This window comes from Crateriforma spongiae (genome assembly GCF_012290005.1).
In the GTDB taxonomy this organism is placed as follows: domain Bacteria; phylum Planctomycetota; class Planctomycetia; order Pirellulales; family Pirellulaceae; genus Crateriforma; species Crateriforma spongiae.
The window spans coordinates 53,266-72,745 of sequence record NZ_JAAXMS010000006.1; the positions used below are offsets into that span (position 1 = coordinate 53,266).

Consider the following 19,480-nt stretch of genomic DNA (forward strand, 5'->3'; position numbering starts at 1 on the left):
TTCTCCTTTTGCCTCAATCACGATCCAGAACAATTCGATATCGAGCCTTTCCGCTGCGCAGATGCTCAAAAGCGTCGTTGACTTTGCTCATCGGGAAGTGCTCGTTGACCGGAGCGACGTTGTGCCGAGCGGCAAAGTCGAGCATCTGGCGGATGACGACTGGCGCTCCGACCGGCGACGAGCCAACCGAGAGCTGCTTGAACATCATGTCCGGCAGCACGTTGATATCGAGTGGTTCAGTGACGGCTCCGGGCATCATCAGACGACCGCGTGGCTTCAAGGTTGCGAGGACCGCATTCCAGTCGAGCGGAACGTTGACCGTGGACAACACAAGGTCGAATCTGCCCGCTGCGGATTTGATCGCTTCAGGGTCGCGTGAGTTGATGGTGTCGTGTGCTCCCATGTCGAGCGCTTCCTGACGCTTTGACTCGGAAGTGAATGCGGTTACGTGGCACCCCCACGCGGCAGCGAACTTCAGGCCCATGTGGCCCAGTCCGCCGATGCCGATGACGCCCACGCTGTCCGTTGGAGACAACCCAGCTTGGACCATGGGATTGAAGACAGCGATGCCGCCACACAGCAGCGGCCCGGCTTCGCCCGCATCCAACGCATCCGGAATCTTGATGACGCTGGGAGCTTTCGCACGAACGGTATCGGCAAAGCCGCCATGTCTTCCCGCGATCGTCGGCTCGGCGTCGCTGCAGAGGTTGTGGTCGCCGCTCATGCATTCGTCGCACATCATGCAATAGCCTGCATGCCAGCCAAGGCCAACGCGGTCGCCGACTTTCACGTGGGTCACATGATCGCCCACGGCTGACACTTTCCCGATGACCTCGTGACCGGGAACGAGCGGAAACTGAGCCATCCCCCACTCGTCGTCCACCATGCTCAAGTCGCTGTGGCAGATGCCGCATGATTCGACGCTGATGTCCACTTCGTAGGGGTCGATGTCGCCAAGTTCAAACTCAAATGGTTCAAACTCTCCCTTGGCTTTCGTGACGGCATATGCTTTGACGGTCATTTGATTGCTCCCGAGCGATAACGGTGACTGATGGTTCAGGCGACACTGCCATGAATCGGTCGTATTGGAAAACTCGGCGGCCGATTGCGACCGCCAAGCTTGGAGTACGAACTGCTACGTCGGCTTACAAACCAGTGTGGTCCTTGTCGAAGACGCTGATCAGCTTCTGATTCACGAATTCTTTGATGCCGAGGTCTGCGAGTTCGCGGCCGTAACCGGACTTCTTCACGCCGCCCATCGGCATGCTGGCGTAGGTCCACGAAATCTGATTGACAAAGCACGTGCCCGACTCGATCCGTTCCGCAACACGGCGTCCGCGCTCGAGGTCGTTGGTGTGGACTGAGCCGCCCAAACCGAAGTCACTGTCGTTCGCGATGCGGATTGCATCCTCTTCGTCCTTGGCGATGTGGATGATGGCGACGGGACCAAACAGCTCTTCACAGTCTGCGGGAGATCCCTTCGGGATGTCGGTCATGATGGTCGGCTCGATGAACGCGCCGTTACGCTTGCCACCGACGAGGATCTTGGCGCCGGCTTCGACCGATTTGTTGATCTGGTCTTCGAGTTGGATGGCCGCTTTCTCGGTGCAAACCGGGCCGTAGCCAGTCGACTCATCCAGCGGATCGCCCGGCTTGAGTTCGGCGAAGAGTTTAACCGCGCGATCGAGGAACTCTTCAGCGATTGATTCGTCGAGAATAATTCGCTTGGCGGCGATGCAGATTTGGCCCGTGCACAGCAGTTTACCGATCATGAACCGCTCGATGGTTGCGTCCATATCGGCGTCGTTAAGCACGATAAAGGGATCAACACCGCCAAGTTCCATCACGGTCTTCTTGACGTTGCGGCCGGCCTGTTCGGCAACTGCGGCTCCGCCCTTGTTGCTCCCGGTGAAGGCGACGCCCACGACGCGGTCGTCGTCAATGATGCTCCCGGCGTTGCGAGCAGAGAGTTGCAGATTCGTATGAACTCCCTCGGGTACTCCGGCATCCTTGAGCAACTGGTCAAATGCCTCGGCAGACTGCGGCACGTTTGAGGCGTGCTTAGTGAGAACAACGTTGCCCGCGATCAACTGCGGAGCAGCCACGCGCGACGGCTGATAGAACGGGAAGTTCCAAGGCTGAATGCCGTAGACGATGCCCAGAGGCTGGTTGACAAGAGTACCTTTGCCTTCCGCTGTGTCGTATTCCGTCGGAACGAGAATTCTCTCACCATTGTCTGCGTAGTAGTCGAAGATCGTGGCACAAAGGTCAATCTCAGGGCGTGCGTCTTCAATCTTCTTGCCCATCTCCAGCGTCATGATGGTTGCCAGTTCCTCGCGACGCTCGCGAAGCAATTCGGCGACACGGCGAAGAATACCGGCCCGATGCTCGAAGCTGGTCTCGCGCCATTCGCGATACGCCGCATCTGCCTTCGCGATCGCGGCGTCGACCTGTTCTGGCGTCATCTCTTCGTAGGTCTTAAGCACTTCACCATTGAATGGGTTGACGGACTTCAGTTCGTTCTTCTTTGCTGTTGCTGTGGCTGTCGCCATGAGATGTTCTCCTGTGCTTTGGAACTTGATCGATCGCTATGAGCAACCCAACGTTGCTAGGTCGCAGAGGCTCTTTGCAAGCCCTATACCAATTGCGAAAACCGCTTGATTACGCCTAAGAAATGCTTCGCGTGCAGCGAGGTGTAACCAATCTATGCGCTCACCCTTTAAAGGCGCGCGGTTCTGACATTCTCGGCCGACAAGTATTCGATGCACGCTCCCTGCCGCGTCTGACCGAATCAGCATTCATGCCAAAATTCGACTTTGTCTCGTAATTCAATTGAGAGGATTTGCGAGTCGTTCGAATTTAGAAAGCTGCTGAGATTCGTCTCGCCTCATCACGAGCTGCGGCGCTCGCGGATTCGATTTGTTCCGGGGCGGCGAGTGTCGGTTCCACAACGATGGACTTCACATCCGTGAAGCCAATGAATCCGAGCAGAATCTCTATGTAGGTCTTCTGGAAATCCATGCCTTTCGTTTCGTCGCTGCCGTAGGCGCCGCCGCGAGCGTAGGCGACAGCAACCGGCTTTCCTGTAACCAATCCGGTGTAGCCGCTTTCGGGAGAGAACGAAAAGGCGAGGCCCGGCTGAGTGATCACGTCGATGAGGTGCTTGAGTTTGTAAGGAATGCCGAAGTTCCACATCGGAAGGCTGATGAGATACTTGTCCGCCGAGTTGAATCGCTCAAACACACTGACGATTCGGTTCCACGCCTCGGCTTCGTCGTCGGTATGGTCTTGGCCGTGCAGTATCCTGTACTTGGCATCCAGTACCTTGCCGTCGAATTCAGGCAGCGGCTCGGCCCACAAATCCCACGTTTCCACTTCGTCGTTGGGATTCGCGGCCTTGTAGCCTTCGATGAACTCTTTGGCTGCTGAGATTGAGTGCGATCGTTCCTTGCGTGGTGACGATTCGATGTGAAGGAGTTTGCTCATTTCGTTCTTCCTTTCGTGTGTTGAGGCAACAGCTAGGTTTAGGCCAGGTCAAAAAGCATGATCTCCGCGTCCTCAGACGCGACGATCGATAACGAGTCTTCATTGGTGATCGCGGCACCATCGCTCGTCGAGAGCTGATGTCCGCTGACGGCGACCGAGCCGGAAAGGACTTGAAGCCAGCCGTGCCGACTGGGCTCAAGATCGAAGCCGACTTGGTTTCCGGCTTCGAGCTTCGACAGATACACCTTGGCGTCGGTGTGAATCGACAAGGAACCGTCGTCTCCATCGGGTGAGGCGACCATTCGTAGGCGGTTCAGCTTCTCGTCTTCGTCGAACTCACGCTGTTGGTAGCTGGGTTCGATGTCACGGACGTTCGGCACGAGCCAGATTTGGTAGAAGTGAACCGGTTCTTCGGACGACGGATTGAATTCACTGTGCGTGATGCCCGAACCGGCCGAGATGCGCTGGAACTCGCCGGGCCGGAGCACTTCACCGTTGCCCATGCTGTCTTTGTGCTCCAAGGCTCCGGACAACACGTAGGAGATGATTTCCATGTTGTCGTGACCGTGTGTGCCAAAGCCCTTTCCCGGAGCAACTCGGTCTTCGTTCATCACCCGCAGGCTGCGAAAGCCCATGTGCTGCGGGTCGTGGTAACTCGCAAACGAGAACGTGTGATTGGTGTCGAGCCATCCATGATCTGCGTGGCCACGATCGTTTGCTTTGCGGACGGTAATCATTGCGTATCTCCTTCTGATTTGGAACTCTTGCAGTTGTCAAGACTTCCGGGACCGGGGCCGTTGGCCACGATCATCAACATCGCGCCCATGAGTCCGAGGTTTTTCATGAACTGGATCATCTGCATCTGAAACTCCTGTGAGTCAGGTGCGTGCGTCCAGAAGTCGTGGAAGTAGTACGTCGCGAGAATCAGAAACACGACCAACAGCGATGCGCCGATGCGGGCCTTGAATCCCAGCACGAGCGAAATGCCGCCAGCCAGCAAGAACACGATCGCCCCGACGAGCATGATGCTTGGAGCTGGAACGTCATTGCCCGACATGTAATCAACAGTTCCCGAAAAGTTGGGAATCTTGTTCCCGAGGGCACTCATCAGGAAAATGGTCGCCAGCATCACACGGCCGACCACTGTCAGCGGAGCTTTCAAGCTTTCGTTCATCGGATTCCTCGCTTTCATCTTGTGTTCACTTCGGCCAATATCTGTTGCAACAGATATTGGCTCAAAAAAAGATTTCAATTCTGCCGAGATCGAAAAAGCAGATCGTTCAGTTGCTTTAGCTCAGTCTTCGTCAGACCAGCGAACTGCGACTCATGCAAATCTGCGACCGGTTGATCTAGCTTCTTAAGCACGTCTTTCCCCCGTCTGGTCAAAGTCACCCAAACGACTCGCCGGTCTTCACCGCATCGCTCCCGCTCGACGAGTCCAGCTTCTTCCAACCGATAAACCAGACGCGTGACGTCAGTTTGCGGCGTCACCATCCGCTCGGCGATCTGGTAGACCTGCATCGGTTTGCCTTCTCCTCGCAGGATTCGCAACGCGTTGTACTTGGGATCGGTGAGCCCATGCTGCTTGAATAGCCGCGATAGCTGGCCTGCAAGCTGCGTATGTGTCCGCACCAAGTTCAAATACGCCTCCTGCCGAAGCGAATCAAACGGCTGCCGCTTTCCGACTTCGCCCGCCAGGGTTTTTGATTGTGTCTTGCTCATGCTTATTTATATGTTGCAACAGACATTGTGTCAACAGCCGAATCGCATGGTCGGACTCATGGTCAAAAATGACGAAAAGTTCAGCAAAAATTGGAAGAAGAGTGCGGAGTGGACCTCAGGAGTACAGTTTGATGTCTCGAATCGAGCAATTTCCAGATCCGCAAGGTGGAGACGATTTACGAATTTGCTGATGTGCCCCCAGCAGGAAGGCGTCGTTTGGTTCGCGGACCTGCCACATTGACCTCGCATGACCGTGGTTACCCTCAATACTTCGCTACATAGCTGCTTTTTATCGGACCTTCAAGCTAACCGCGATCGTTGCGACCGGCAGAACCGGTAAGCTTCTTGAAGCGGCGGCGCTGCTTGTCCCAGTTGGGTTCGGCAGCGATGGGGCGGATTTGACGCTCGGTGATGGGCGCTCGGCCGTCGAAATAGGGCTTCAGGAAGAGCAGCTCTTCTTGTAGATCCGGGGCGAGATTGCAGAGGTTCATGATCTGGCTGAGGCGAGCTCGTGTGACTTGCCCTGCCCGCGCCAAGTCGGCTTGTGATCGGAGGCGGCCCGATGCCAAAGCGTGGTCGAAATGGATGGCGAGTGCCATCAGCCGAGACAGTCTCGGCAGTTGGCCCGTTCTGGGCCGCGGTGGGGCCGTACCGCCGCGCACCTCGCGAGCTCCGCGATCCACGCGGGTAACGTGAAACGTGCGGCGTATCGCCGATGTGCGCGGCGGTGTTTCGTTTGAGTTGTTCGATAGGTCGCTCAATTCAACGTCTCCGTAATGTGACGGGCAAAGTTGCCGTCCTGGCCGAGTGACGCGAGTCCGGCGGGCTGGAAGGTGATATCAAGCGTGCCCTCAACACCGTCGTAGTCGATCCGTTCGATCAACAATTCCATCAGTCGGCAACGTTCTCGCGGTGGGATCGTGTCCCAGGCTTTGTCCAGTTCACCGAGGGTCTTGCGGATCGATGCATGGCTGACGCGAATCGGCCGATGGTTGTCGATGGCTTCACGCAGCTCTTTCAATCGTGATTCGCTTTTATCAATGCGTGATTGCGTTGCTTCAATCAAGTCAGGGCTAGCGGCCGTTGCGACAAGGTGAGTCATCTCGGCGTGGTCCTCTTTGAGAAACTTCGCGATCGAATCGGCTTCACGTTTTTGCGAATCGATGTCCTCGCGGTTCTGCTCATGACATCGTTCGTAGATGTCACGAATGAGCTGGACATCATTTGCGAACACGCGGAGTTCGTCGACGACGAAACTCTCAATCTGCCTTGCGGGAATCGAAGGCGATGGACAAGATTCATAGCCTTGCTTTTCGGCTTTGCCGCAAACGTAGTAACGATACCTCTTCGTGCCGCGGCCAGAGGAAGTGTGCCGCATCGCTCGATTGCATTTTGCACACCGAAGGATGCCTCGCAGCATTCCGTCGAAGCTGGTGGAAGCTCGTATCATTCCGATGCGACCATTTTTTCGCAGCGACTCTCCGACTTCTTTGAAGACCTCAGGATCAACGATGGCCTGATGCTGGCCTTCATGGATCTCGTCCTTGTACGTCAGCTTGCCGATGTAGGTGACGTTGGTCAGCATCTGGTAGATGCGGTTCTTGTCATACGGCAGACCACCGCGAGTTGATCCCTTCTTGGTCGTCCACTGCTTGGTCCGCCAACCCCGACGATTGGCTTCCTTGGCCGTTTCGAGCAGAGAGTGCGTTCGTCGGTAGAGATCAAAGATTTGTCGGACGCGTTCGGCTTCGTGGGGTACGACCACAAGCTTGGTTTCCTCGATCGTAAATCCAAAGACTGGGACACCGCCGCACTACTTGCCTTTGCGGCGTGTTGCCGCGATCTTGTCTCGGGTGCGTTCGCTGATCATTTCGCGCTCGAACTGGGCGAAGGAAAGCAGCACGTTGAGAATTAGCCGGCCCATGGAGCTGGCGGTGTTGAACTGCTGAGTGACAGAGACGAAGGCCACGTTGTGTCTCTCGAAGGTTTCCATCACGCGTGAGAAATCGAGCAGGCTGCGACTGAGACGGTCGACTTTGTAGACAACGACACAGTCGATTCTGCCGGCCTCGATATCGGCCATGAGACGTTTCATTGCGGGACGTTCAAGGTTCCCACCTGAAAAACCGCCGTCGTCGTAACGTTCGTCGAGGCAAGCCCAACCTTCGCTTCGCTGGCTTGTGATAAATGCCTCAGCAGCATCACGCTGCGCATCCAGGCTATTGAACTCTTGATCGAGTCCTTCTTCGGTCGATTTGCGAGTGTAGATCGCACACCGAATGGGTTGTTTCATTTGCTCGCGACTCATGCTGACTCCTGCTTGTGAATTTTGAAGAACCGAAAGCCATTCCAGTGCTGGCCCGTGATCGCTTTGGCAACTGCCGAAAGCGTCTTGTAGTGCTCGCCCTCAAAATCGAAACCATCGGGCATGATGGTGACGACGCATTCCCGGCCCTTGTAATCACGAACCAGACAATCGCCGACGGGCGGCAACCGTTCATCCTTGGGCGGAAGATCGCGGTTCACCGGCGGGGGTGGTGGCAAAGGCGAGGGCTCTCGCGGCGCAGTCACGCGAAGATCCGATTCGTTGGCGAGCTGATTGGCTCGCTGGATGGCCCGATCACTCAGGCCACCGAACGCATTGGCTTGCATTCGCCATGCGATTCGCTTCTGAAGCCAGGCCTTATTGCGACCGGTCGTTGATTCGCCGAAGACTTCGAAGTACTTGGCTTGAAGGGTGCTGACCGACATTCGGCGCAGCGCGGCCAACTCTTGGCCCAATGGGTTGCTCATGTTGCTCTCCATGACTCGGAATAGGGAAGTGCCGGGCGTGTTTACCGCGGCTGAGTCACAGAGAGCGATCGTTTTCCGATTCGATCAAGCCATCGGCTTGGGCATCGTCGTCAGATTCTTCGGAGTTCCCAAAAATTGCGGTCACTCGATGGTGACGAACGACGGCACGAGTCAGCAGGTCGACGATTTCGCGACGCCTCAATCGTGTTTCATCGTTATCAGATTTTGGCTCAGAGTTTCGCATAGGCAGAACCTTGAAGTGAAAAGTGGGAACAGGCGGTTAACAGACCGCCCTATCCCTAGACCTTCCAAATTCTGGTTCTGAAAGTCGGAGCCAATCGAAAAGAAAGATTTAGCGAAGTTGTTTGCGAGGCAAACGCAAAACGGCATCCGGATCATCAGCAGTCTGCCAAAGCAATCGCAACTGGTTGGCAGAGGGGTCTTTGATGCAGCGGCTGACATCGGACTTCGAGATTCCGGTCCGTCGCGCGAGCTCTTGTTGCGTCGGACGAGGCAGCAGTTCGCCGGATGCGTGAGCAAGATCAGCAGCACTGCGTAAGTGCAGCGTCAACTCTCGAACCAACAGTTCGATCTTCGCAGTCCGTGATGATCGGCGTGGCTGCGGTTTGGGTTTTGGAATTTCGGATTCACAGGATTCGATCAGGAGATCTTCGACGGTCTCCCAATCGATCCGCAAACCGTCTTTCGACAATTCGACTACCTCCCTAAGTGTAACGCCGGTGGTGACTTGAACGCGAGAACTGGTTACTTGGTCGCCAATTCGCAATTAACTACTTGAAGTGACGACCAAAATTCAGGGATTCTTCCAGATATTTCGCAGTGATTTAGCCAGTACTTTCCTGGCTTATTGGGGCACAGTTTCCATCGTTACCTGCCCCCGAAACGCTCGACATTTCAGAACCTCGCTTGGCCTCGAATCAAGCAAATGGACTTGCCAATCGATTCAGGGACTCTTCGGATTTACGACCGGCCAGGTGTTGCTCTTGCAATGGCGTGAGTCATCGAACGTTCGAGACTTCAGCACGAGCTAATTCGCGAACAGCCGCTGAATCCATAGTCGAAAGAAGCGATCAACAATCACGAATGACGCTTCCTCTCGCTCGATGATGTCACCCGCTTCTAACGACTCGGCAGCCCGCTGCGCATTGGATGCACTACGAAGTCCGAATCGGCGCGTAAAATCAGATGAAAACGGCTTGGGCGGCTCCTCACATTCAGCCAGCCCACGAAGGAACCGCTGCTCGTTCTTCGTCATCGCTTCCCAAAGGTTGACGTAGGCGTGACTTTCTCGACGAAGTAGCTCAGCCACCGCTGTATCGAGATCGGCCTCATTCGCCTCCTCGCCGGTTTCCGTCATCGACCAAAGGACGTGACAAAGGTGCTGCGTATAGAAGGGGTGACCGCCTGTTCTTTTGCACAACGATGCGATGGTTTGTCGATCAATTTGTTTGTCGGCATGTTGAAATCGCTTGGCGACAAAAGGTTGCCAGTGTTTTGTTTCGATGGGCCCGATCGGATAGTGCATTGCACTGCGGTAGAGCGGGCGAGCCTCATCCAGAAACATGGATTGCAGCAGATGCTTGCGGCTACCCAAGAAGACGTAAGCGACATTCTTGTGATGTTGAATACTGCTGCGAATCTGTTTTTCGGTGGTGTCATCCTCGTAGTCCAGGATTTGCTGAAACTCATCAAACACCATCACAACGGTTTTGCCAGTCTTGTCCGCAAGCTTCTGCGGCGCATCCAGCACCTCGACCAAATCAGCCCTAGAGACCGCGCGCCCGTCGATCCCAAAATCAATCTTCGGTTGGCCCGCATCATCAAGCGAAACACTGGGCCGCAGTCGCCCGAAGAGTGATTTTCCAAGCTCCAGCAAACGCTTGGACGTTGATTCTGCCGCCACCGAAACGGCCTTCGCTGTCGCCTGCGAAAACGCTGCCGATCCATCTGTCGGCCAGAGGTCCACGTAGACGGTGACAAACTGCTTCTTGGGGAGCTTCGCGAGCGCACGCAAGATCAGCGATGTCTTTCCCATCCTGCGTTCGGCATAGACAAACGACCTGCCCGCCGACTTCATCATGTCCGTCAGGTCAGCCAGTTCTCTCGTGCGATTGCAGAAGGCACCATTGCCAACAATGCCGCCATACGAAAAGGGATTCACAACCCACACCTCCAAATTACGCAACGTGCGTAACGCAGTTTGCGTAATCCAGCGAGCCACGGCAAGTCCAAAACCAGCGTTGCTCGAAGAATTCCGGCAATTGGCGACCCCAAACCCGAACCCGCAGAATCTGCACATCCTGCAACTCTTCACGACATAGCCCATGTTATCGGACGTTCAACCATCACCTAATCAGTGCGACCGATACCAGCGGAACAAAGCAGTTCGTGCACTGTTCGTCGGAAGTGCTCACCCGGGCGAAACATCGTCTTCGGGATTCCTGTCTCGAACTCGATGCGTTAAAGCCGGATGACATGCGTCGACGCCTAACCAGTGTCCAGCAAACGATCTACCTATTGTTTAACGAAGGCTAAAGTTCCTCGCATTCTGACAAGCTGATACGGGTCGATCTATGTGAGGAAGCTGTCCGTCTAGAGTTGCTGCTGGCCGAGCACGAAAACACAAGCGGTCCCGAGTCGGCGGCGTTCTTAGCGCTCTTGTTGTTCCATAGCGTTCGCTTGGATGCCCGCTTGAACGAGCTCGGCGGTATCGTGCTCTTCGACGATCAAGATCTCAATCGTTGGGACCTCAGCTTGTTGAAGGAGGCTTTTCATTGGTTCGAGTTGGCAACCAACGTCCCCGTGGCAACTCGCTATCACGCTGAAGCGATGATCGCGGCAGAACACTGCCGTGGAAAACTTACCGGTCAAACGGATTGGGATCACATCGTCTCCGCTTACCAGATGTTATGCAGGCTTTCACCATCACTAGTTCATCATTTGAACTGCGCGATCGCGGTTGCTCACCGCGGCGATATTGACGCGGGAATACAGATGCTAGATTCACTGGATTGCAGGGGTCTCAAAGATCGTTACTACTTGTGGCACGCGGCCCAAGGCAGCCTGTTGAAGATGGCTGACCAAATCGAAGAAGCCGCCGAGTCTTTCCGCACCGCATGGAGCCTAGCACCGACGACCGCCGAAAAAGAGCTGATCTGTCAGAAGATCGATGCTTTGCGCGCTCACGATAGGACCTAGCGAACCCGTGATCCATGAGCCACGATCCAGATGTTGCGAAACAAGTTCGGATTGCCGTGGTTTTGGAGCACAATGGGGCCGGAAGGCACTTCCTGGCGTGGGCCTCCAGGCCCGCCGCCCGTGCCTTCCGGTAGTTCGATCTGATCGTGGATTTTCACGCCGTTTTGGATCACGGAAATGACGGCGGGTGAGATCTTCCGCGAGTCCTTGAATCTAGCGGCTTTGAATTCAATCTCCATGCTCTGCCAAGTCAGTGGCGGTAGGCACATGTTCACATTCGGTGCTCGAATGCCGTAGATGCTTCCGCACCAAGTATTGACCGGCTTGAGCATCTGCATTTCGCTCCATGCCGATTTGTCGAAATCCAACCCGAACGTGTCAGCAATCTGGATCTCATAGGCTCCCACCGCAAAGACTCCGCTGTTTCCTCGGTGAGGATGGCTGACGGGCGGCTCTGGCTTGAGGGGAATCAAAAACTCGAAGTATAAACGAAAGTCCTGAAACTTCTCCTTCGTTCGAGTCCCCGCTTTCAAGAAGCCATCCTCGACTTTTCCATTGACCCACTCTTTAGTATCCGAACCGTCAAACAAAACGACCGAACCTTGTGGGGGCTCTTTCCCGACGACTTCTTGGCTACGGTCAGCCTTGTTCCAGCCGTGCAGTTGCTCAGCGATATCCTGAGTGCCGACCCAACGATGCTGGATCGGTGATCCGTCCCATCCGTCACCGGGAAGGCCACCGTTGAAAACAGAGAGGTAAAACTTCTCGCCGGCGACCGTGACCTGCATCGCTCGATTGTCGCGTCGGAACTCACCGATCATCGGGAGCCCTGGATACTCGCTTTCCGCGATCACGCGGTTTGACCAGACCCTCGCGTCGGGATAAGAGACGATCTCTGGCTTGATGGTTTGAACGGAAGCTTTTTCTGGCGTCGTCGGTAGTGAACGGCCGTCCTGGCCAGGCGTTTCCGTATTCACAAGTATCGTCAGCAGCGCTGTGAAAGCCAGCGAAAGTAATCGACGGCTTGTCGATCGAACGAGAGGCACGGCGTTTACCTTGGGTTCCGCAATTTGAACCGGCGCGAACGTCTGTAGGCTGATTACAGCAACGAGCATGGGACCTAAGCTAGCGGAATCACGCCGTCTGGATTTCATAACCTTCTCGCTGTTCACGGCGTAGCATTGCGTTCGCTTCCTCGTCGTTCACGAACTGCTCGGTGGCTGGGTCCCATTTCAATCTGCGACCGAGTCGCAGGGCGATGTTCGCTAAGTGGCACGCGATGGTACTGTTGCCGACAGTCACAACGTCCGAGATCGGTGAAGCGTTCAAACGAATGCACTCGAAGAGATTCTTCATGTGTGCATTCTTGACACCTTCCCAAAGGTTTCCATCAAACTCACCAAAGTTCTCATAGCTTTGAAGTTCGATTTCCCGTTGTCCGTAGGGACCGCCGTAAAGTTCCCTTGCCGCAGCGCGAATCTGGTCGATCCATCTCTTGTCCTGCGTGATTTTGCCGACGATGTTTCCGACCAGCTTCCCGCGATTGACAAACAGTCGTTCACGATCGCCTTCCAACAGGATACCGTTGGTTTTCTTGCCACCGTCTTCAAATTTCAAGGTTGTCCCGTTGTCAAACCGCATTGTCCCGGCAAACGTCTGCGCGGTGTTAAAGCAGTGCTCGCGGTGGTCGAGCACCCCAGTGGCTTCAACTTCAATTGGTCCCGTCTCGATTACGCCGAGCGCCCACTGTGCGATGTCGATATGGTGCGCTCCCCAATCCGTCAGTTTGCCACCGGAATACTCGTGCCACCAGCGAAAGCTTCCGCTACCCCGCTGGGGCATGTATTCCACCAACGGAGCTTGGCCCAGCCAACGGTCCCAATCGAGCCCGTCCGGGACCGGCTTCGGCGAAAACGGACCGCCCTTGGGCCCCATGCCGAGGTAACACGTCGCCGTCAGGTTTTCGCCAAGCACACCGGATTGAGCAATCGCGATGGCTTCACGAAACCACTGGCAACTCCGTTGTTGATTCCCCACCTGTAGAATGCTGCCCGATTCAGCAGCGGCTCTTCGTAGGATCTTTACCTCCTCAACGGTGAGCGTCATCGGCTTCTCGCCGTAAACGTGCTTGCCAGCACGCAGTGCGTCCACATAGATCGGAGTGTGCCAATGATCCGGTGTTGCACAGACGACCAAATCAATGTCCTCGCGGGCGAGCAACTCTCGATGGTCGCCGTAGACATCAAGCCTCCGCTTGCCATCACCATTTAATTGTGGGTTTTGGGCGTAAGCATTCGCAGAACTGCGATTGACATCGCAAACCGCTACAAAGTCACCGAACTTGGATGCCTGCCGAGCATTGTCACGCCCTTTTGAGCCACAGCCGATCATCCCCAACCTCAGGCGGCTATTCTTATCCTCGGCGGCCTGCGAAGAGCTCGACCAGTGATAGGGCGTCAATACCGTTGCGGCAGCCGTGGACTGCAAAAAGCGTCTTCGTGTAAGTGGCATGTTTTCGTTCTAGTGGAAAAGAAAGATGTCGTAGCTTCGCAACCGCAGTCACTACTTCTGTTTATACTATCTCCGGTATTCGACAGAGCAACGAATCAATAACGGAGATCTCCCACGTTCTGCGTATTGTATTCGCTCTACTGGATGCTTCGTATCGGGCCACAACGAAGCGTGCCGCAACTGCCGTTTTGTCAAGCTAGAGTTCTGGACTTTTCAGTGCCGACTCTCAATTTGCACGGTCATCTCTGTTTCTTCCCCATTGCGGAGAACTCAGCGAGGTGTTCGCATGATCTCTCTTGAATCTCTCGGCCGGGTTGGCCAGGCGTTTTCGAGAACACCCTCCCTGTAAAAGACCCTCTCCAAACAAGTTCTCTGTTTTTCGCGCTCGCAAACACTGCAATTTGCGGGGCTTGGCTGTTCAGCGTCCGATTCGCTTGAGATTGCGAAACGCTTTCCTGAATTGAATAGCCACGAGAGGGGCCATTCTGAGAACATTTCCGATCGCACGTTTGACAGGCTGGTTAACAAGCTGCTGTTAACCCTGATGTCGCCACCGCCGTAAAGAAGTGCGGATTAGAGCGGTCGTTTTGTCGGCCATCTTAGCTGGCTACTTCAGCAAGCGTCGGCAGAGCTTGTGGCCCCGGAAGCCGCCGATATGCTTGTCCGCTGAGCGGGGTAAAAAAATGATGCCACCCCGATTATTCCAGGATTTGCAAGGGAATCGGCAGCACAGATGGCCGCGATCGTTCACCCACTTTTGGCACTGCTTGCGTCGCTCACTCGCCAGGAATTGGCTCAGCAAGTGACATATCTGAAAGCGGAGAATGCAATCCTTCGGAGCAAGTTACCCGAACGGATCACGCTGAACAATCAGGAGCGTCGAAGGCTGGTTCGCCACGGCAAAAAGCTCGGCCCACGGATCAAAGACCTGATCTCGATCGTCAGCTATTCAACCTTCCGCCGCTGGATCCGCAACATGGAAGACGGACCTACGAAACGGCCGAGATCGAATGCGGAAGGCAAGCCTGGCCGGCCACGGACCGACGAGAGCATTGCCGAAACGATCATCCGGATCCGGAAAGAAACCGGCTGGGGTTACACCAAGATTATCCAGGCGATGCGTCGCCTCGGCCATCGGATCTCGCGTCAGACGGTGAAGAACATTCTGGTCGAAGCAGGTCTCGGTCCGGATCCGAGCGACCATCCCGACACCTGGTCCGACTTCTTGAAACGCCACGCCGCCACGATGTGGCAGTGCGACTTCGCCTCGAAGCGGAAGTGGACGGTAAAGGGCATGGTCGATCTCTACTTTCTCGTCTTCATCCACGTCGAGACACGACGCATCTGGGTATCGCCCTGCACTGCCAATCCGACCGGCGAGTGGACGACTCAGCAAGCCCGCAACTTCCAAATGCATTTGCAGGACGAAGAACTGCCGTGCGAGCTTTTGCAGCGTGACCAGGACACGAAGTACGTCGACTCATTCGACGAGGTGTTTCGCTCGACCGGCTGCAAAATCAAAAAGAGCTGCCCTAGGTCGCCCAACCTGCAAGCGTTCGTCGAGCGGGTGATTCAGACGCTCAAGAATGAAGTGCTCAACGCCTTCTGCGTGGTCAGCGAGAACCACTTGGATCACATTCTTCGAGTGTCGCAAGACTGGTACAATCATCGACGTGGCCATTCCGCCCGTAGGAATCTGCCGCCCGTGGGGGACACCGAACCGCAGGCGGCGATCGATATCGGCCGCACCAAAATCGTATGCCACAAGGAGCTCGGTGGTCACCTGAAGTCTTATCAAGCCGCGGCTTGAATAGTCGATCGAGGCCAACAGGGTGCGTATTGACCCTATCGCAAAACTCGCTGCCCCCAAAACTTGAATCGCGCATCGAAGTAGACTCAAGTCAATCGCGATAACACCTCGCAGTATTTTACCATCGCTAAGCGGACGCCTCGTCTATGCTGGTCCGAACGATTGTTGTGTCCCCGGTGAAGGGCACTTTACCAGGAGTATTGGCCCAGCCGCAGAGTTGGTAAAATGCCTGTCTTCTGCGTCCAGCTGCAAAGTACTCATCACCGATCAGACCAAGCTGAGTGCGGTTCTCTGTCCCTGCGGAACCCGAACGGCTTCTCCAACAGGAACTGACGAAAGCGGCTGAGTGCGCACGAGAGGTAAGACAACGATGCAAAATGCGGGCTCAAGCGAAGCGGGAACGGATGGCTGGCGTCCTCGCGCTCAATTTCGCTCTCATTACAAACTACGGGCACTAGCTGGCACTCTCAGGAATGGCTCTAAGACGGCAATCGAAGAATTCGCGAGCCCCCAAAAAAGGCAGCGAGAGATGGAAGGCGAGGCGTGTAAACAGGTTTAGCGAACTAGATGAGGAGGCATTCGAGGAACTGCGACGGGAACCCCTTGAAGTTATCCAGGGCGTCTTCAGCAAGTTGCGAGTCGAAAAGCAGTTACCAAAAATTCTTTCTTGCGAGTTTCCCAAGACGCAAGAATTCAAGTGGTATCCTGCTGTGGGGCGACGCAATTTGTCATTAGCGGACGAACTGCGTTTCTCAGTTGCAAGGCTTCTATCTGCCGAGAGCCAGCTCAACAACTACATACGTTCAAGAGAGGCTTTCTGCCGTGACCTGTTGATAGGCAACCTTAGCACCGCCCGTGAGACGCTTAAACGCTGTGAAAACGCATTAGGGGTGAGTAGTTGGTGGCTAGAGTCTCGGCTCCTGCTGGCGGATACAGAAGGAGGATTCGAGAAAACACGAGAAGAGCTTTCGGCGATATTGGAGCTTAATGTCCCACAAAACGCTTTGCTCCTGGCGGAATACGCGAGCCAGCGTGTTGATGCAACGATGTCCGTCATAGAGTACGTCCGAGAAGTCCACGCCATGGTGGACGCTGGTAATTACGACCGGATTGATGCATCGCTGCCCGCATACCTCTGTTTCATGCTGCATGCGCCCGGAATAGCTTTCAAACCTCCCACACTGGACGAATTCGCGTTCATACTGAGGTCTGAGTGTACTCGCCCGATAGTAGACCACTACAATTCCGTCAAGCGTCTGCTCTGGACGCTGATGGACATGGATGCATCCCATGCCTGCGAGCCGTCAATCTCAGACTCTCTACGGGCAATCTGCAGATTAAATGACCCGGACCTCGCTTATCTGCAATCACTATTGGCGTCGCGAACGCACCATGAGCGGCAACACGATAATTCGCTGGCCCAGAAGCACATCTTGAGTGGCAGTCGTGAAGCCATCATCCGCTGTTCTGACGCCGTCCGCAACAGCACATGCGACTTTAGCAATTACCACTTCCTAGCTGCCGCTTGCGCAAGTTCCAACAGTGAAATGCCGCCGCTTTTCCCGGAGAACTCAGTCGCCCATAACCTCCTGAAAGCCGCCTTAGGGTTTCTTTCATATGGCGAAGACTTAGTGCCGAATTACTGGAGTCTGGCGAAAGCATCAATGGCTTTCTCTAGCACACCAATCGGCCACCAGGTCGCTGCGTTTTCACAACGTGGAATCCCTGTCTCAGTAATTGATATCCGCCGGCAACAGCTGATTCACTATCCGACCGTCACGGCGGGACTGTTTCCAAGCAGGAAGATTACACAAATAATAAATGAAGAAGAACTTCGATGTTATGCAAAGGCGTGTATCGGCGTTACTTCCGCCGGGCAAGTCTCGTCTGAAAAGCCGCAAGCCGGTCCATGCACCCAAGCCCTCGAGTTTCTCGCAGAAGCATACGACTGCAGAGTTGACGGGCAAATTCAGGAAGCTGCCGACCTTTTCACTGAACTGGCTACCGCGAACAAATCTGGTTTCTTTGGCGGCGAGGCATTGAGGGGGGCAGTTGAATGCCTCCTCGAGTTGTCGAGCCCACACCAAGCAATAGAGCTCATTTCGCATAGCCAGATTCCTCCTTTTGTGTTGAATCAGCTGGTTCCCATCGAGCTTCTCGTGAGCCACTACTCAAAGGGTGATCACCTTTGCAACGTTGGGTGCATCGCGTGGCCAAATTTGTTCTTCATGGACTATCTATTTGGAAGAACAGCGGCCCGTCAGTTGCATAGTGTCTACGCAAATTTTCTTGAAGCACACGGATGCTCCCGCGCCAATCAGCTAGCACGGGAGCAAGCAACCAACTTCCCGTTAACTCATCTTGAATTCTTCCTTGATGCGGTGTGCAGCATTGAAACGATGCAGTCCGATCTGTCGTTCCGAAGTTCTTCAGAGGTGGAGGACGAACGAATGCTCATCCTACAACAGCTTCAAAACCTGGCGCCCGAGAATGCATCCCAGTACGTGGCGGAAATATCTAACCTTCAACAACAGATTGCGATCCGCCGCGCAATTAACTTCGTGTCTGAAAGCAAGATTTACTTCAACGTTGAAGGGATAGAAAAAAGCCTTTCCAAATCCTTTTATGAGCAATTTCAGCGGTATTTAAAGTACAAGAATCTCGCTGCTGAAAAGCGACGCATGCCCGCATCACAATGGGCACCTACAGAAGAGGGTATTACCGAAACCCGGGATGGGGCATTCGTCCTTTTTAAAACGCTCTTCCAAGAGGTGAGACATGCTGTGCTCTTCAGTAACGAGCACGGGCTTGATTCCTACCTGAGCGTACGAATCAGGCATCAGACAATCAAAGGTGCCATCCGGAGTGTATTTGATCAACTGCATCTTGTCGCCGATATGGAACGCGGTGAGTACCAGCCCAATGAGCACTGGATGCGCCATTCGCTTGGTCTTTCCGAGCAAGTCAGAGAAAAGGTGGGTTCAGCGATAATCCAATTTTCGCGGGAGATTGATGCGTCTATTGACAAGGCATCCGGTGATTGGATGCGGATACGTGAAGACAATGCACAAACTGAGGGGTGGTTCGACGTAAGTTTCTCGGAGCTGGAGCTTGATCAGCTTCGTCGCAAACTGGAGGCAATCGAGGATGAGGCTGAGTTTTTAGAGGCGGTTGTATTTATCTTGCGAGAACGACTTAACGACTGCCTTGTGACGGTTAGGCATAACGTTTCGAGCGTGCTCGGCTCAAGGCTTAATTCAGCAATTGACACGCTTGAGGCAAGTCTCGAGGGCGTTCCCGAGCAAATCCCCCCGGAGTTAAACGCAGCCGTAACTCGCAGTCGCACCGCAGTGCAAACGCAGCTCGACGAGATCGCCAGCTGGTTTCAATTGCAGGATGTTCTTCGGCTTGAAGACTTCTCGTTCGATACACTGCTGCATGCAGCGATCGAAAATGTAAAAAAGTGTTTTCCTTCTTCTCGGTTCGAGTGCAGTGTAAAGGGAGTTGCATCTATAGAGGTGAGCGGTCGTTTGTTTCCTCCGCTTTGGGATCTGCTTTTTCTTGTCTTCGAGAATGTTGTTCGACACGCCGACGAGTATAGCAACGACACAAGCGTCCAGGTTGAGGTTACTGCCGACCTTTTAAGGTTGTCATTCCGCAACAGCCTGGGGACAATGCAAGACCAAAGCGAGACGCAATCAAGGGTTGCAGCTGCGCAGGTGCATGAACCCTCAATGATTCGAAAAGAAGGGGGTTCTGGGTTTGCAAAGATACGCAATATTCTGAAGTCGGACCTTCAGCTGGATGAGTCTTGTTTCACTGCGCAAGTCGCAGATGGTTGTTTTGAAGCGACTGTTGCCCTACCGATCGACCAAATCTCTCCCTAGGCGAAGCAATGAATATCCTCATCATTGAAGACGACCGAATTAAGGGGGATCG

General features: G+C 54.6%; 17 protein-coding genes and 1 pseudogene. 3 read left to right on the forward strand and 15 right to left on the reverse strand.

Annotated features, from left to right (window positions below):
* Nucleotides 1–13 precede the first annotated feature (13 nt).
* The 13 genes from ahr to HFP54_RS16750 all read right to left on the reverse strand — a co-directional run bounded on the left by ahr (nucleotide 14) and on the right by HFP54_RS16750 (nucleotide 10,243).
* Nucleotides 14–1,021, reverse strand: coding sequence for an NADPH-dependent aldehyde reductase Ahr (gene ahr / locus HFP54_RS16695; protein ID WP_168566034.1), 1,008 nt, complete (start codon nucleotides 1,019–1,021; stop codon nucleotides 14–16).
* A gap of 124 nt (nucleotides 1,022–1,145) precedes the next feature.
* Entirely contained in the window at nucleotides 1,146–2,552 is a 1,407-nt protein-coding gene (locus tag HFP54_RS16700) for an NAD-dependent succinate-semialdehyde dehydrogenase (RefSeq protein WP_168566035.1), read from the reverse strand.
* 307 nt (nucleotides 2,553–2,859) lie between these two features.
* A complete protein-coding gene (locus HFP54_RS16705; protein WP_168566036.1) occupies nucleotides 2,860–3,486 on the reverse strand; it encodes an FMN-dependent NADH-azoreductase in 627 nt (208 codons plus the stop codon).
* 38 nt (nucleotides 3,487–3,524) lie between these two features.
* Entirely contained in the window at nucleotides 3,525–4,223 is a 699-nt protein-coding gene (locus HFP54_RS16710; RefSeq protein ID WP_168566037.1) for a pirin family protein, read from the reverse strand.
* A complete protein-coding gene (locus HFP54_RS16715; protein WP_168566038.1) occupies nucleotides 4,220–4,660 on the reverse strand; it encodes a DoxX family protein in 441 nt (146 codons plus the stop codon). The genes HFP54_RS16710 and HFP54_RS16715 overlap by 4 nt, the downstream gene beginning before the upstream one ends.
* Nucleotides 4,661–4,734: 74 nt before the next feature.
* Nucleotides 4,735–5,208 carry a MarR family winged helix-turn-helix transcriptional regulator gene (locus tag HFP54_RS16720; protein ID WP_168566039.1) on the reverse strand — a complete coding sequence of 158 codons (474 nt, stop codon included), beginning with the start codon at nucleotides 5,206–5,208 and terminating at the stop codon, nucleotides 4,735–4,737.
* A gap of 305 nt (nucleotides 5,209–5,513) precedes the next feature.
* On the reverse strand, nucleotides 5,514–5,807 hold the full coding sequence (locus tag HFP54_RS16725) for a hypothetical protein (RefSeq protein WP_206036266.1): 294 nt from the start codon (nucleotides 5,805–5,807) through the stop codon (nucleotides 5,514–5,516).
* A gap of 158 nt (nucleotides 5,808–5,965) precedes the next feature.
* Complete coding sequence (locus tag HFP54_RS25720) at nucleotides 5,966–6,973, reverse strand: recombinase family protein (RefSeq protein ID WP_315853919.1); 1,008 nt, start codon at nucleotides 6,971–6,973, stop codon at nucleotides 5,966–5,968.
* A gap of 48 nt (nucleotides 6,974–7,021) precedes the next feature.
* Entirely contained in the window at nucleotides 7,022–7,516 is a 495-nt protein-coding gene (locus HFP54_RS25725; RefSeq protein ID WP_235951972.1) for a recombinase family protein, read from the reverse strand.
* On the reverse strand, nucleotides 7,513–8,001 hold the full coding sequence (locus tag HFP54_RS16735; RefSeq protein WP_168566040.1) for a DUF2924 domain-containing protein: 489 nt from the start codon (nucleotides 7,999–8,001) through the stop codon (nucleotides 7,513–7,515). Before HFP54_RS16735 ends, HFP54_RS25725 begins: the two co-directional genes overlap by 4 nt.
* Before the next feature lie 55 nt (nucleotides 8,002–8,056).
* On the reverse strand, nucleotides 8,057–8,245 hold the full coding sequence (locus HFP54_RS16740; protein ID WP_168566041.1) for a hypothetical protein: 189 nt from the start codon (nucleotides 8,243–8,245) through the stop codon (nucleotides 8,057–8,059).
* Between the two features lie 108 nt (nucleotides 8,246–8,353).
* A complete protein-coding gene (locus HFP54_RS16745) occupies nucleotides 8,354–8,713 on the reverse strand; it encodes a MarR family transcriptional regulator (RefSeq protein ID WP_168566042.1) in 360 nt (119 codons plus the stop codon).
* Between the two features lie 336 nt (nucleotides 8,714–9,049).
* Entirely contained in the window at nucleotides 9,050–10,243 is a 1,194-nt protein-coding gene (locus HFP54_RS16750) for an AAA family ATPase (RefSeq protein WP_168566043.1), read from the reverse strand.
* Between the two features lie 329 nt (nucleotides 10,244–10,572).
* Here HFP54_RS16750 and HFP54_RS16755 point away from each other — a divergent pair.
* Nucleotides 10,573–11,220 (forward strand): annotated as a pseudogene (locus HFP54_RS16755) (DUF6596 domain-containing protein); the annotation flags it as partial.
* Here HFP54_RS16755 and HFP54_RS16760 read toward each other — a convergent pair.
* Both HFP54_RS16760 and HFP54_RS16765 read right to left on the reverse strand, forming a co-directional pair.
* Entirely contained in the window at nucleotides 11,217–12,335 is a 1,119-nt protein-coding gene (locus HFP54_RS16760) for a 3-keto-disaccharide hydrolase (protein ID WP_168566045.1), read from the reverse strand. The pseudogene HFP54_RS16755 and the gene HFP54_RS16760 overlap by 4 nt on opposite strands.
* Nucleotides 12,336–12,354: 19 nt before the next feature.
* Nucleotides 12,355–13,680 (reverse strand): Gfo/Idh/MocA family protein, encoded by a 1,326-nt coding sequence (locus HFP54_RS16765; RefSeq protein ID WP_168566046.1) that lies wholly within the window; start codon nucleotides 13,678–13,680, stop codon nucleotides 12,355–12,357.
* Between the two features lie 784 nt (nucleotides 13,681–14,464).
* Here HFP54_RS16765 and HFP54_RS16770 point away from each other — a divergent pair.
* Entirely contained in the window at nucleotides 14,465–15,541 is a 1,077-nt protein-coding gene (locus tag HFP54_RS16770) for an integrase core domain-containing protein (RefSeq protein ID WP_168566047.1), read from the forward strand.
* A gap of 632 nt (nucleotides 15,542–16,173) precedes the next feature.
* Nucleotides 16,174–19,428, forward strand: a complete 3,255-nt coding sequence (locus tag HFP54_RS16775; protein WP_168566048.1) for a sensor histidine kinase — start codon at nucleotides 16,174–16,176, stop codon at nucleotides 19,426–19,428.
* Nucleotides 19,429–19,480 lie beyond the last annotated feature (52 nt).

Bases quoted from the DNA above. Each gene is read 5' to 3' on its own strand.
- HFP54_RS16705 (WP_168566036.1), bottom strand. From the start codon at position 3,486: ATGAGCAAACTCCTTCACATCGAATCGTCACCACGCAAGGAACGATCG.
- HFP54_RS16760 (WP_168566045.1), bottom strand. From the start codon at position 12,335: ATGCTCGTTGCTGTAATCAGCCTACAGACGTTCGCGCCGGTTCAAATT.
- HFP54_RS16735 (WP_168566040.1), bottom strand. From the start codon at position 8,001: ATGAGCAACCCATTGGGCCAAGAGTTGGCCGCGCTGCGCCGAATGTCG.
- HFP54_RS16740 (WP_168566041.1), bottom strand. From the start codon at position 8,245: ATGCGAAACTCTGAGCCAAAATCTGATAACGATGAAACACGATTGAGG.
- ahr (WP_168566034.1), bottom strand. From the start codon at position 1,021: ATGACCGTCAAAGCATATGCCGTCACGAAAGCCAAGGGAGAGTTTGAA.
- HFP54_RS16720 (WP_168566039.1), bottom strand. From the start codon at position 5,208: ATGAGCAAGACACAATCAAAAACCCTGGCGGGCGAAGTCGGAAAGCGG.
- HFP54_RS16715 (WP_168566038.1), bottom strand. From the start codon at position 4,660: ATGAACGAAAGCTTGAAAGCTCCGCTGACAGTGGTCGGCCGTGTGATG.
- HFP54_RS25725 (WP_235951972.1), bottom strand. From the start codon at position 7,516: ATGAGTCGCGAGCAAATGAAACAACCCATTCGGTGTGCGATCTACACT.
- HFP54_RS16725 (WP_206036266.1), bottom strand. From the start codon at position 5,807: ATGGCACTCGCCATCCATTTCGACCACGCTTTGGCATCGGGCCGCCTC.
- HFP54_RS16710 (WP_168566037.1), bottom strand. From the start codon at position 4,223: ATGATTACCGTCCGCAAAGCAAACGATCGTGGCCACGCAGATCATGGA.
- HFP54_RS16700 (WP_168566035.1), bottom strand. From the start codon at position 2,552: ATGGCGACAGCCACAGCAACAGCAAAGAAGAACGAACTGAAGTCCGTC.
- HFP54_RS16770 (WP_168566047.1), top strand. From the start codon at position 14,465: ATGGCCGCGATCGTTCACCCACTTTTGGCACTGCTTGCGTCGCTCACT.